Below are 13,490 nucleotides of genomic sequence, written 5' to 3' on the forward strand. Positions count from 1 at the left end.
TTTCCCGCATGGACTCAGTGAGAAACGCATGAAGCACTACCTGTTCCTGGCCGCGCTGGCTGTTGCCGCGCCGCTGTCGCTTGCAGCCAAGCCGGCCGTTCCCACCATCGAACAACTGGCCGCCTTCCCCGCCATCTCCAGCCTGTCGATCTCGCCGGACGGAACGCAGATCGCCGGCCTGCAGGCCAACGGCGAGGAGCGCGTCATCCTGGTCTGGAAGACCGCAGACCTGGCGGCAAAGCCCACCGTGATCGGTGCCGGCCGCATGAAATTCCAGAGCGTTACGTTCATCAAGAACGGCCTGCTCGCGGTGACCCTCTGGCAGCCATATGACCTGCGCACGGACCGGGTCAACAAGACATTCATCAGCAAGTTCTTCATCACCGACACCGAAGGCAAGCAGTGGAAGGAGCCGATTTCGGTGCCGCGTGCCACCAGTCGCAATGAAGAGCTGGAACAAGCGCTCTCCAACCCGAGCGTGCTTGACAACCTGCCGAACGATCCCGACCACATCCTGGTGGTGAACGGCACTGGCAGCAATTCCGGCGACGTCTACAAGGTCAACCTGCGCAGCTTCACCTCGCAGCGCATCCAGAAGACCGAAGAGCGCGTGGCCGGCTACATGACCGACCTCAACAGCGAGCTGCGTGCCCGCCTGCGCCAGGACGTGGACGGTACCGGTGCCTACATCTCCACCGAGTTCCGAAACGTCGACACCGGCCGCTGGGAGGAACACTTCCGTTCCTACGTGAAGGACCGCGACATCAACCAGGTAGTCGGCTTCGCCGATGACCCGAACATCGCCTTCGTCCAGAGCAACGTCGGCCGCGACAAGACGATCATCTACGAATACGACATCAACGCCCGCAAACAGAAGGAAGTGCTGTACGAGCACAAGTTCTTCAATGCCGCCGGCGTGGCGATGAACCGCTACAAGGGCGTGGACGGGGTCCCGTTCGGTGCGCTGCTCGGCGTGGGCTACAGCGGTCCGCGGGCCAACGAGGTCGAGTGGACCAACCCGACCTTCAAGTCGCTCGAGGCCGGCTTACGCCAGGCGCTGGGGATCCAGTCCAGCGAAGTGACCCTGGTCGACCCGGCCACCGGCCAGCGCGCAACCACCTCGCTCGATGCCGACAAGACAGTTCGTCTGCTGGACTACAGCGCCGACCTGAAGACCTTCCTGGTCTCGGTGTCCGGCCCCTCGAATCCGCCCGAGTACTATCTGTTCAGCAACGGCAAGCTCAGCCTGCTGGCCAAGACGTATCCGCAGATCGATCCCGCCGCGCTGGGTACCACCAAGCTGGTGTATTACAAGGCCCGCGACGGTCTGGACATCCCGGCCTTCCTGACCACCCCGAACACCGAACTGTGCGGTGCCGGCCCCTGGAAGTCAGTGGTGCACCCGCATGGTGGCCCGTGGGGACGCGACAGCCTGGGCTTCGACGGCTCGATGTGGGTGCCACTGATGGCCTCGCGCTGCATGGCGGTGCTGCGCCCGCAGTTCCGTGGCTCGGCGGACTGGAGTCGCAAGCTGTGGATGGCCGGCGACGCCGAGTGGGGCCAGAAGATGCAGGATGACAAGGATGATGGTGCCAAGTGGATGATCGAGCAGAAGATCGCCCAGCCCGGCCATATCGCCATGTTCGGCTTCTCCTACGGTGGCTATTCGGCGTTTGCTGCTTCGGTGCGCCCGAATGGGCTGTACAAGTGCGCCATTGCCGGTGCTGGTGTTTCCGACATCAAGAAGATCTGGTCGCGCTTCTATACCAACCCGTTCTTCCGGCAGGCGCAGGCGAAGACCGTGGATGGTCTGAATCCGCTGGACAAGGCCGGTGAGATGAAGATCCCGTTGATGGTGTATCACGGTGATCGCGACCGTACCGTGCCGATCGAGCAGTCGGAATGGTTCGTGGCAAAGGCAAAGAACTCCGGCCAGCCGGTGGAGTACCACGCCATCGCCGACTACGCGCATGGGCCGGCGTGGACGCGGGCGATCATGGGCGATCAGTTGAAGCTGATTGATGATTACCTCACCAAGGGGTGTGGTGGCGGCGGGTTGTAAGGATTTGAACCGGTGGCACGCCGTGTGCGTGCCACCGGCTTTGTTTCCCCTGCACATGACCATGACCACGCTGATTCAACCGTGGTCTGGCGTAGGGACGCGCCATGCGCGTCCGTTCTTCGTTCCGGCGTCATGAACGTCTGACGCGGGGTTTCGATCATTTCTAAACGCCGGCCGCGGCGCGGTGGCGTTCGTTGATCGGTCTTCGGATGCTTGTGCCGCGCTGCGCGCGGGTACCACGCATGGCGTGGTACCTACGAATTGTTACGTGCGCAGGATGATGGCGTTTTCAATCCGACAGGATCGCCCGCGCCGCGTTATGCCCCGGGGCTCCGGTCACGCCGCCGCCCGGGTGGGTACCCGAACCACACAGATACAACCCCGGCAGCGCCCCGCGATAATCGGCCTGCCCGAGCATCGGCCTTGCACTGAACAACTGATTGAGACTCAGCGCGCCATGGAAAATGTCGCCGCCGATCAGCCCGAATGTGCGCTCCAGGTCCAATGGGCTTAGCACCTGCCGCCCCAACACCAACTGGCTGAAGCCGGGTGCGTGCTGGTCCACGGTGGCAATCATCAGGTCCGCCACCTCCTCGCGATGGTCATCCCAGCTTCGCCCACCTGGCAGCACCGGTGCGACGTGCTGGCAGAACAGGCTGGCCACGTGCTGTCCAGGCGGTGCCAGCGAATCGTCCAGCGTGCTGGGAATCAGCATCTCCACGATCGGTGCGCGCGACCAGCCGTGCTCGCGTGCATCGCTGTAGGCGCGGTCCATGTACGCCAGTGTGGGGGCGATGATGATGCCGGCGGTGAGATGATCGCCAGCACCCGGCAACACCTTGAAATCCGGCAGCGCCGACAGCGCCACGTTCATCCGGAATGTGCCGGATGCACAGCGCCAATTGGCCATGCGCTCACGGGTGGCTGCTGGCACCTGGTCCGGTGCCAGCAACCGTTCGTAAAGCAGCTTGGGATTCACATTGGCCACCACCGCGCGTGCAGGGATCACCTCGCCGCCCTCGGTTTCCACACCCACAGCGCGTCCCTGCTCGACCAGAACGCGGCGCACACCGGCATCCACACGAATCTGCGCACCGGCAGCCTCAGCCGCACGCGCCATTGCCTGGGTGATCGCGCCCATGCCACCGATCGCATGGCCCCATGCCCCTTTCACCCCGTTACTTTCGCCGAAGGCGTGATGCAGCAGCACATAGGCCGTGCCCGGCGCATGCGGACTGGCGTAGTTGCCGACGATGCCGTCAAACCCGAACAGCGCCTTTATGGGTTCGCTTTCGAACCAGCGGTCCAGGTACTCCGAGGCGGAGATGGTGAACAGGTCCAGCAGTTCCTGCCGCAGTGCCGGCTCCAGACCATGCAGGCGACGGCCCAGCTGACCCGCCCGCCACAGTTCGGGCAGCTGCCGCAGCCAACTGCCCTCGCCCACATTAGGCGGTGACTGCAGCGCGGTATCGCGCAGCACATCAGCAAACGCCTCCAGGCGCTGCTCGAACAAGGGGAGCTGCGCTGCGTCGCGCGCAGAGAAACGCGCGACCTCTGCCTGGGTGCGACCCGGACCAGCCAGCAGGTAATCACCGTCCAACGGCAGGAAGTTGTTGATCCCGCGCGGCACCACACGCAACCCATGTGCGGGCAGATCAAGATCCGCGATCACCTTCGGCTGCAGCAGTGACACCGTATAAGAGGCCACCGAATTTCGGAAACCGGGGTGGAACTCCTCTGTCACCGCCGCTCCACCGACCACGCTGCGGCGCTCAAGTACCAGCACGCGCTTGCCGGCCTGGGCCAGGTAGGCCGCACAGACCAGGCCGTTATGCCCGCCGCCAATGATGACCGCGTCCCACACACCCGTAGTGGCTTTGCTCATTCTGGCTGTATACACCGGCCGAACGGTGCCTGTCGCCCCGCGCACCGCGTTCACATGCCGCCGCTTGCCTTCGCCCATGACCTTCGACACCCTTGCAGGTCGGGCCGTCGGCGTATCGTCTGCCCCACGCTCCCGACGGGAGCACCCAATGCATGTCCATACGGCCTGGAGGCCTACCACGTGATCGCACGCACTCCCAAGATGGTTCTGCTGACCCTGGCCGTTTCGGCCGCGCTGGTCGGCTGCGGCAAGACTGATACCCCGGCTACGGACAGCGCGGCCTCCACCGCCACGCCGACGGCCGCACCCGCCGCGACGGACTTCAAGCTGGACGAAGCCAAGCTGCCGGCCTACAACGCCTTCCATCCGTCCGACCTGGACAAGAACCTGGACGCCTGCGCCGCGTTCGGCGACTACGTCAACAGCAAGTGGCTGGCCGCCAATGAAATTCCGGGCGACCGCACCAGCTGGGGCGCGTTCACCATTCTGGACGAGCGTTCGGTTGCCGTGCAGCACCAGCTGGCCGAACAGGTCGCCGCGGTGAAGAACCCGACCGGCATTGAAAAGATCGTCGGCGACTTCTGGGCCACCGGCATGGACGAGGCCAAGATCAACGCGCAGGGCATCGAGCCGATCAAGGCCGACCTGGCCGCCATTGACGGTCTGCAGGACAAGGACGCCATCGCCAACTACCTGCGCAGCTCTGCGGCCAAGGGCCAGAACGTGCTGTTCGGCTTCGGTCCGGAAGCGGACTTCAAGAACTCCTCGCAGAACATCGCCTACGCCAGCCAGGGCGGCCTGGGCCTTCCGGATACCACCTACTACACCGATGCCAAGAACGCCGACAAGCTGAAGGCCTACCAGGCGCACGTGGCCAAGGTGCTGGAACTGTCCGGCGTGGCGGCTGCCGATGCGGCCAAGCAGGCCGAGGAAGTGGTCAAGTTCGAAACCCGCCTGGCCAAGGCCTCCAAGTCCAGCGAACAGCTGTCGCGCGATGTGTCGCTGTACTACAACCCGGTCAGCGTGGCCGACGCCGACAAGCTGACCCCGAACTTCAGCTGGACCGAATTCTTCAAGGCCCAGGGCATTGCCGCGCCGGAGAAGTTCTCGCTGGCCATTCCGACCTTCCACCAGGAAGTGAGCAAGGCACTGGGCGACACGGACCCGTCGGTGTGGCGTTCCTACCTGCGCTTCCACACCGTGGACGCCGCCTCGCCGTACCTGGCCGATGCCTTCGCCGATGAAAGCTACAACTTCTACGGCAAGACCCTGAACGGCCAGAAGGAACAGAAGCCGCGCTGGAAGCGCGTGCTGGGCACCATTGAAAACGACGCCGGCGAAGCCTTCGGCCAGCTGTACGTCAAGGTCGCCTTCTCGCCCGAATCCAAGGCCAAGATGGAAGAGCTGGTCAAGAACCTGGCCGCCTCACTGAAGGAGCGCATCCAGGGTCTGAGCTGGATGAGCGACGAAACCAAGGCCAAGGCGATTGCCAAGTGGGAAACCTTCACCCCGAAGATCGGCTACCCGGACAAGTGGCGTGACTGGAGCGGGCTGACCACCGGCCGTGACAGCTACTTCGGCAACGTGCGTGCCGCCAACGAGTTCAACTACAAGTTCGCCCTGTCCAAGATCGGCAAGCCGGTCGACAAGACCGAGTGGGGCATGACCCCGCAGACGGTGAACGCGTACTACAACCCGCTGCAGAACGAAATCGTGTTCCCGGCCGCCATCCTGCAGCCGCCGTTCTTCGACCCGAAGGCCGACGACGCGCTGAACTACGGCGGTATCGGTGCGGTGATCGGCCACGAAATGACCCACGGTTACGACGACCAGGGCAGCCGCTTCGGGCCGACCGGCAACTTCGAGAACTGGTGGACCGACGCCGACACCAAGAACTTCAGCGGCCTGACCGGCAAGCTGGTCAAGCAGTTCGATGGTTACAAGGTGGGCGACCAGGCGGTCAACGGCAAGCTGACCCTGGGCGAGAACATCGCTGACCTGGGTGGCTTGGCCACCGCCTACGACGCGCTGCAGAAGGCCTCGGCGGGCAAGGAAGACCCGAAGGTCGACGGCTTCAGCCGCGACCAGCGATTCTTCTTCAACTGGGCGACCGTGTGGCGTACCAAGTACACCCCGGAGAACGCCAAGGTCCGCCTGGCCACCGACCCGCACGCCCCGGCGCAGTTCCGCGCCATGGGTGCGCCGTCGAACCTGCCGGCTTTCGCCGCCGCGTTCGAGTGCAAGCCGGGCAAGCCGATGGTCCGCGCAGGCGACCAGCAGGTTGTGATCTGGTAAGCGCTTTCAGGTCTGTATGAATGCAGAGGCCCGGGATTCCCGGGCCTTTGTCTTTGCGGCATGCGGTGTTTTCATGCGGGCTTGGTATAGTTCTGCGGTCTTCAATCCGACCGGATTTGTTTCGCATGCCCAACCTTCGTCCGCTTGCCATTGCCCTGGGTCTGGGGCTGGCGTCCCTGGTGATCACCGATGCCTCCGCCGCGCCGAAGAAGAAGGCCGCCCGTACCCCGGCCGCCAGCGCGCAGTGCACCGACTTCTACGACGCCACCAACGCCGGCTGGCTGAAGGCCAACCCGGTGCCGCAGACCGGCGCGACCACCGCGCTGGGCCAGCTGGCCGACCGCACCCGCCTGCAGCAGCGTGAACTGCTGGACGCCGCGATGAAGTCGCCGCAGGGCAACACCCAGAAGCTGCTGGGTGATTTCTGGGCCAGCGGCCTGGACGAAGCGGCAGTGGAAGCCGACGGCTCCAACCCGATCGCCCCGCTGCTGACCCGCATCAATGCCATCAAGAAGGCCAAGGACGTGCCGGCCTCGATCGCCGCCCTGCACCAGGTTGGCATTCCGGTGGCCTTCAACTTCGCCCCGGACGTCGACCTGAAGGCGCTGGACCGCCACATCGGCTACTTCATGCAGGGCGGCATGGGTCTGCCGGACCCGGCCTTCTACACCCGCACCGACGCCGACACGGTCGCGTTGATGGGCCGCTACCGCAACTACGTGAAGCAGATCCTGGCCCTGACCGGCACCCCGGCGGCCAAGCTGGATGCTGAAGCACAGTCGGTGATCGCGCTGGAAACCGAGCTGGCGCGCAACGCGCAGTCGCTGGCCGGGATCAACAACCCGTTCAACAACTACGCCCCGATCTCCACCAAGGACCTCAACAGCCGCTACAAGAACCTGCAGCTGGATGCGTTCCTGAAGGTGCAGGGCGTGAATGACGACCTGGTGTCGCTGGCCGACCCGAATCTGTTCAAGGCGCTGGACGGCATGGTCACCCGGATCAAGCCGGACCAGTGGAAGGCCTACCTGCGCTGGCGCGTCGGCGATGCGATGGCCCCGTATCTGTCCAAGGCCTACCGCGATGCCGAGTTTGAGTTCCGTGGTCGCGTGATCCGTGGTGAAACCCTGGCTCCGGCTCGCTGGGAACAGGTGCTCAACGCGATCAACGTGGCCGCCGGCCCGATGGTCGGTCGCGAGTATGCTGCCCGTCATCTGTCGGCCGAAGATCGCCGTCAGGCCGCCTGGATCGTCGACAAGGTGCGCGAAGTGCAGATCGACGCGGTCAAGAACAGCAGCTGGCTGAGCGCCGAGGCCAAGAGCGAAGCCCAAGCCAAGCTGGCCGCACTGAAGATCGAGATCGGCACGCCGCTGCGCGACCTGGACTACACCGTGCAGCCGATGGGCCGTGGCAGCTTCGGCGGCAACATGCTGATCGCTTCCACCTGGCGCCACCGCGAGGAAATGAAGCGCATTGGCAAGGGCAACGCCGACCGCCGCTGGGACGTGCTGCCGCAGCAGCCGTCGCTGGCCTATGACATCGCCCAGAACCGCCTGATCGTCACGGCTGCCGCGCTGCAGGGCCCGGTGTTCAATGCCAAGGCCGACGCCGCTGACAAGTTCGGCAGCTTCGGTGCGCTGGTCGCGCACGAGCTGAACCGTGCCGTCGACGCCAAGGGCGCACTGGTGGATGCCAAGGGTGAACTGCGCAGCTGGTGGACGCCGGCCGACAAGACCGCCTGGACCCTGCTCGGCAGCCGCGTGGCCGCGCAGTACAGCGCGTATGACTTCCCCGGCGTGAAGGGGGCCAAGGTCAATGGCGCACTGACCCAGGAAGAGAACCTCGCCGACATCGCCGGTGTGGAACTTGCATGGGCCGCTTATCTGGCGCAGGAACCGAAGGCCAAGCCGGCGCAGCAGCAGGGCTTCTTCCGCGCCTGGGCCGCGCTGTGGCCGCAGCAGCTGTCGCCGAACGAGGCTGCACAGCGCCTGACCGGCGACATCCGCGCACCGGGTCGCTGGCGCACCAATGGGCCGCTGTCCAACCTGCCGGCGTTCGGTGCCACGTTTACCTGCAAGCCGGGTCAGCCGATGCAGCGGGTGGACAACGACCAGATCAAGATCTGGCGTTGATGAAGAGGGCACCTTCGGGTGCCCTTTTTTACGCCGGAAGCAGCCTTCCGCGGTAGCCGACGATCAATCCGATCAGCGGCGCGGCAACCTCCACATCAAACACAAACTGCCCGTCGCGCTCGCTCTCAAACGTGCTGCCGTTGGGCAACAGGCACTTCGGCAACGGCACGCCCAGCAGCGACCAGCGACGCGACACCAGACACAGCCGATCGCCGTCCACCACCAGCGCAATCGCCACGTCGATCAACCCAAAACGTTCGACCAGCAGATAGTCGTTGCGCCCTTTGCCACGTCGCTGCCACGACGAAAAACGGCGGCCGCCAAAGTCGCGGGTCCAGCGTTCGCCACCGCGCTCAGGCGCGAACGACACCGTCACCGGCACCGCCTCGCCCGCCTTCGGGAAGCCGATCACCGCAGCGACGATGCGTGCGAGCACCCCACGCCCACGCCGGATTTCGGCCTGGCCGCTCCAGCGCCGCGGCTGCGCATCGCGATGCAGCGCCTGCACCTGCGGCGGCAGCGTTTCGAAGGCTGTGCCCAGTAGTTGCGGATACAACGCAGCGCCCGGCTGCTCACGCCGGAACCCGGTATGGATCGAACGACCGGCGAACAGGGCTTCGTAGTCCGCCAACTCCAGCGCGTGCGTGGCCGCCCGCGCGCCATCGGCGGGTCGCTCACCGCCCAGCAGCTTGCGGATCACCGCCTCGATGGCCATCGACGGAATGTACGGACCGTCGTCTCCCTCGGCCAGCAGGTGCCAGCTCAGCTCCACCGGCTCGCCTGCGTGTTGACCGCGTGCGCGGACATACATGCCGCCGCGATGCTCACCGAACTTCATCAGGTTCAGCACCCGGTAGAACAGCGGCGACAGCGGCTCCAGTGACGGCAGGTGGAAGCGTGCACGCGCCTTGGCCAGCAGATTGAGCACGCGGTGCAGGATTTCAGGCACCGGCCCGGCCCCCATCCAGATGTCGGTCATGGCCGGATGCTCCGGCGGCAGTACCTGCAGGTCGGGGACGTCCACCAGCGAGAAGTGCAGGTTACGCAGCGGCACCTTGCCCGGCACGGCCACGGTGAAGCGACGGCTCTCGGCCAGCCCCATGCCCTGCCCCGGCCGGCCGTTGCGGCGCAGCTTCACCGGCGAACCCGCATATCCGACGACGGCACGCATCACGTTCAGGCCGATGCCGGCATACGGCGAAGGCGCAATGCCGCCATCGACAACCTGTAGGTCCATGGCCTTGGCCATCTCGCGCAGCACCGCGGCGGTCAGCACCGGGAAGCTGCTCACCCCGGACAACACGAAGATGCCGGCAGCCTTTGCCTGCGCGTCATAGCGGTCGATGCCGAACACGAAGTCGGCGGCGTCGGCGAAATCCAGGTAGGGTATGCGCGCGGCGATGCAGGCTTCCACCACCTGATAGCCCTGTGCACCGTAGTCCTGGAACGGTCCGGAGGCATCAATAACGAGCGCAGGCTGCTCCGCTTCCAGCGCAGCGGCCACCTCGGCGCGATCCAGGCGCAGAGGACGCACCGTTGGCGCGCCGCTGTAGCTGTCGCAGAAGGCCTGAGCAGCGGGCAGGTTGCGCCCGCAGATCAGCAGTTCCAGACCGTGCAGGTCCGACAACAGGCGTGCCAGCCGTCCGCCGAACACGCCATATCCGCCCAGGATCAGAATTTTCACTGTATCGGTCGTCCTTGAATGCGGTTACGCGGTCACATCATTTGACGCTGCGCAGATGATTGGGCCGCTTCGGCGGCCCGCCCCCCGGCGGACGCCGCTTGAACGGTGGCTGGCCGCGCCAGTAGCGGATCAACAACCAGCCGAACAGCATGCCGCCCAGGTGCGCGAAATGCGCGATGCCCGGCTGCCAGCTGGTCGCACCAAATACCAGTTCGGTCAGGCCGATCACGATCACAAAGGTACGCGCCTTCATCGGAATCGGTGGGAACAGCAGCATCACCCGCTGGTTGGGGAACAGCATGCCGTAGGCCAACAACAGACCAAACACACCACCCGAGGCACCCAGAACCGGAGCCGGGTCGACCATCATCGCGCCGACCGCCAGCTGACACAGGCCGGCACCGGCCACGCAGACCAGGTAGAAAATCAGAAAGCGCTTCTCGCCCCAGGTCTGTTCCAGCGGCGAGCCGAACATGAAGAGCGCCAGCATGTTGAACAGCAGGTGCATCAGGTTGCCGTGCAGGAACCCGTAGGTCAGCAACTGCCACGGCTGGAAGTTACCGCCGGGCGAGAACGGATCGAAGCTGCGCAGCGGCTGCAGCATGAACGGCTCGAACGTGCCGTAGCCGAGCAGGAACGGCTGCTGCAGCAGGAACAGCACCGCGTTGGCGATCAGCAGGGCCTTGGTGACAGTGGGCAGTCGCGGAAACATGGAGGCATCCTTTGGAACCGCCCCCATCATAATCGCTCAACCCGGCCCCCACACCGCCGCATCAAGGTCGTCGGCACTTGAACGCGGCATGTGCTTGACCCGCCCCCGCTCCATCACCACGCCTTCGGCGCGCAGCCGCTGATTCTGCTCGCGCCAGCCGCGCGAGCCCTCCGGCATGGCGATGCGCCCGTCCGAACGCAGCACCCGGTGCCAGGGCAGGTCCGGGTCGTCGTTCATGCCCAGCACGCGCGCGGTCAGCCGTGCACGCCCGGGCAGGCCGGCCTTGGCCGCGACCTGGCCATAGCCCATCACCTGCCCGCGCGGAATGGCGCGGATAACCGCCAGAATGCGTTCGCGGGCCTGGGCGGCGGTGTCCTCTTCAGCCGCGGCAGCCGGCTTCACGCGCGTGCGCGGCTGACCAGCAGTACGCCGACCAGCACCAGCGCCGTCCCCAGAATCTGCCAGGGGCCCATGGGTTCGTCGAGCAGCCATAGACTCATCACGATGGTGGATACCGGGCCGAGCATACCGACCTGCGCGGCCAAGGACGAGCCGATGCGCTTCACCGCCAGCATGATCGCCGCCACCGGCAGCACGGTGCAGACCGTCGCGTTGATCAGCGACAGCCAGTACACCGGCTCGGGGGCTTGCAGCAACGCCGGCAGCGGGTGCAGCACGGCGAAGTGCAAAACACACAACACGCAGGCCACACAACTGGCATACGCGGTCAGCCGGATCGCACCGATGCGCGCCACCACCTGCCCGCTACCGAACAGGTATAGCGCATAACTGAGCGCACTGCCGAACACCAGCGCGCTGCCCAGTAGAATGCGCCCACCCTCCAGTTGAAGATCATGGCCAAAGGCCAGCAGCACGCCCAGGTAGCTCAGCACCAGCGCCGCCAGCTGCCAACGCCCCGGCTTTTTCTTCAGCAGCACCAGGCTGATCAGCAGCACCAGGGTGGGATTGAGATACAGGATCAACCGCTCAAGGGTCACACTGATGTACTGCAGGCCCTGAAAGTCCAGCAGGCTGGACAGGTAGTAGCCGGTGAAACCCAGCCACAGCACGCGGCCACGGTCGGCCCAGGACAACGATTCGGCGCGACGCGCCGACCACACCGCCAGCAGCGCGAACAGCGGAAACGCCATCAACATGCGCAGCGCCAGCAGCGTGGTCGCATCCACGCCGTGACGGTAGCCAAGTTTGACGATCACCGCCTTGCCGGACGCGGTGATTGCGCCGATGGCGGCCAGCGCGATGCCGGACGCGGCGATGCGCGGAGAAGAAGTGGCGACCGGGGTCATCGCATCAACACGACTTCTTCGGCGCTGGTCGGATGTATCGCGACGGTGTCATCGAAGCAGGATTTGGTTGCGCCCATTTTTACCGCCACGGCGAAGCCCTGCAGGATCTCGTCCGCGCCCTCGCCGAGCAGGTGCACGCCGACCACGCGCTCTTCCGGGCCCGCGCAGACCAGTTTGAACAGGCTGCGCTGGCTGCCGTTGGCCAGTGCCTGCAGCATCGGGCGGAAGTTGCTGCGGTAGACGCGGACATCATCAAAGCGCGCCCGCGCCTCTTCCTCGCTCAGCCCGACCGCGCCCAGCGCCGGGTGCGAGAACACCACGCTGGCCACGTTCTCATAATCCATTTTTGCGTGTGGCTGGCCGCCGAACAGGCGGTCCATCAACTTGCGCGCAGCGGCAATCGCTACCGGCGTCAGCCCGACCTTGCCGGCAATATCGCCCACGGCATGCACACTGGGCACGGCCGTGGTCTGCCACTCGTCCACCTCGACCTCGCCCTTGTCGCCGACTTCGATGCCCAGCGCCTCCAGTCCCAGGCCCGCACTGTTGCCGCGCCGACCGGTGGCGAAGAACACCTCGTCGAAATGGCCGTCGCTTGGGCCATCGTGGCCGTAGGCCACCACCGCGTCGCCATCACGACGCAGTTCCCGCAGGCGGTAGTTGAAATGCACTTTGACGCCCTGGTGGCACAGGTTTTCGGCCAGTTGCGCGGTCAGCTCCGCGTCGAAGCGCTCCAGCAGGCGATCGCCGCGAACCAGCAACGTCACCCGGCTGCCCAGCGCCTGCAGCAGTCCTGCCAGTTCCACCGCAATGTAACCACCGCCGACGATCGCCACCTGCCCCGGCGCGCTGCACAGATGGAAGAAGTCGTCCGACACCTTGCCCAATTCTGCACCCGGAATGTCCGGACGCTGTGGGTGTGCACCGGTGGCGATCAGGATGTGTGCGCCGCTGATGCGGATGCCATCACTGCATTCCACGGTGTGCGCATCAACCAGACGGCCTTTGCGCGGCACGCGCACCACGCCATTTTCGTTGAGGCGTTTGAGATAGCTGGCGTGGATGTTGGCGATGTACGCCTGCCGGTGCACCACCAGTTCCTTCCAGTCCAATGCAGCGCGCGTGGGCACGTCGAAACCCAGCGCCGCCGCCAGTCCGATGCGCCCGGAGAGATCGGCCGCCAGCCACATGGCCTTCTTCGGCACGCAGCCCACGTTGACGCAGGTGCCGCCGAGTTCACCCGGCTCGAGCATGGCCACGCGGCAGCCATGCTGTGCGGCGCGGAACGCTGCCGCCAGCCCACCGGAGCCGCCACCCAGCACGATCAGGTCATAGTCGTATTGCATGCTCATCGAAAAGGTCCCACCTCAGAAGCCGCCGGCAGCATGCCACGTTCCGGGGCACGCCCGATGT

The 13,490-nt window shown here is 65.3% G+C and carries 9 protein-coding genes; 3 read left to right on the forward strand and 6 right to left on the reverse strand.

Translation table 11 applies throughout. The features are described from left to right. Positions 1-28: 28 nt before the first annotated feature. On the forward strand, positions 29-2,062 hold the full coding sequence (locus PDM29_RS01110) for an alpha/beta hydrolase family protein (protein ID WP_311192065.1): 2,034 nt from the start codon (positions 29-31) through the stop codon (positions 2,060-2,062). A 289-nt stretch (positions 2,063-2,351) separates the two neighbouring features. On the opposite strand, the gene PDM29_RS01115 is transcribed toward PDM29_RS01110, so the two are convergent. After that, complete coding sequence (locus PDM29_RS01115; protein WP_311192066.1) at positions 2,352-3,947, reverse strand: phytoene desaturase family protein; 1,596 nt, start codon at positions 3,945-3,947, stop codon at positions 2,352-2,354. A gap of 183 nt (positions 3,948-4,130) precedes the next feature. On the opposite strand from PDM29_RS01115, the gene PDM29_RS01120 reads away from it, so the two are divergent. Both PDM29_RS01120 and PDM29_RS01125 read left to right on the forward strand, forming a co-directional pair. Continuing rightward, on the forward strand, positions 4,131-6,242 hold the full coding sequence (locus PDM29_RS01120; RefSeq protein ID WP_311193860.1) for a M13 family metallopeptidase: 2,112 nt from the start codon (positions 4,131-4,133) through the stop codon (positions 6,240-6,242). 125 nt (positions 6,243-6,367) lie between these two features. Continuing rightward, positions 6,368-8,374, forward strand: coding sequence for a M13 family metallopeptidase (locus tag PDM29_RS01125; protein ID WP_311192067.1), 2,007 nt, complete (start codon positions 6,368-6,370; stop codon positions 8,372-8,374). A 28-nt stretch (positions 8,375-8,402) separates the two neighbouring features. On the opposite strand, the gene PDM29_RS01130 is transcribed toward PDM29_RS01125, so the two are convergent. The 5 genes from PDM29_RS01130 to gorA are packed head-to-tail and all read right to left on the reverse strand — an operon-like array spanning position 8,403 to position 13,429. Next, positions 8,403-10,058 (reverse strand): SDR family oxidoreductase, encoded by a 1,656-nt coding sequence (locus tag PDM29_RS01130; RefSeq protein ID WP_311192068.1) that lies wholly within the window; start codon positions 10,056-10,058, stop codon positions 8,403-8,405. A 37-nt stretch (positions 10,059-10,095) separates the two neighbouring features. Continuing rightward, a complete protein-coding gene (locus PDM29_RS01135; protein ID WP_311192069.1) occupies positions 10,096-10,770 on the reverse strand; it encodes a rhomboid family intramembrane serine protease in 675 nt (224 codons plus the stop codon). A gap of 36 nt (positions 10,771-10,806) precedes the next feature. Next, positions 10,807-11,262 carry an MGMT family protein gene (locus PDM29_RS01140; protein WP_425508699.1) on the reverse strand — a complete coding sequence of 152 codons (456 nt, stop codon included), beginning with the start codon at positions 11,260-11,262 and terminating at the stop codon, positions 10,807-10,809. Next, positions 11,169-12,077, reverse strand: coding sequence for a DMT family transporter (locus PDM29_RS01145; RefSeq protein ID WP_311192071.1), 909 nt, complete (start codon positions 12,075-12,077; stop codon positions 11,169-11,171). Before PDM29_RS01145 ends, PDM29_RS01140 begins: the two co-directional genes overlap by 94 nt. After that, complete coding sequence (gene gorA / locus PDM29_RS01150) at positions 12,074-13,429, reverse strand: glutathione-disulfide reductase (RefSeq protein ID WP_311192072.1); 1,356 nt, start codon at positions 13,427-13,429, stop codon at positions 12,074-12,076. The genes PDM29_RS01145 and gorA overlap by 4 nt, the downstream gene beginning before the upstream one ends. Positions 13,430-13,490: the final 61 nt, after the last annotated feature.

The sequence above is a fragment of the Stenotrophomonas oahuensis genome (genome assembly GCF_031834595.1).
Lineage (GTDB): Bacteria > Pseudomonadota > Gammaproteobacteria > Xanthomonadales > Xanthomonadaceae > Stenotrophomonas > Stenotrophomonas oahuensis.

Coding starts and splice junctions, on each gene's coding strand:
- PDM29_RS01110 (WP_311192065.1), top strand. CDS start 29: ATGAAGCACTACCTGTTCCTGGCCGCGCTGGCTGTTGCCGCGCCGCTG.
- PDM29_RS01125 (WP_311192067.1), top strand. CDS start 6,368: ATGCCCAACCTTCGTCCGCTTGCCATTGCCCTGGGTCTGGGGCTGGCG.
- PDM29_RS01145 (WP_311192071.1), bottom strand. CDS start 12,077: ATGACCCCGGTCGCCACTTCTTCTCCGCGCATCGCCGCGTCCGGCATC.
- PDM29_RS01135 (WP_311192069.1), bottom strand. CDS start 10,770: ATGTTTCCGCGACTGCCCACTGTCACCAAGGCCCTGCTGATCGCCAAC.
- PDM29_RS01140 (WP_425508699.1), bottom strand. CDS start 11,262: ATGGCTGCTCGACGAACCCATGGGCCCCTGGCAGATTCTGGGGACGGC.
- gorA (WP_311192072.1), bottom strand. CDS start 13,429: ATGAGCATGCAATACGACTATGACCTGATCGTGCTGGGTGGCGGCTCC.
- PDM29_RS01115 (WP_311192066.1), bottom strand. CDS start 3,947: ATGAGCAAAGCCACTACGGGTGTGTGGGACGCGGTCATCATTGGCGGC.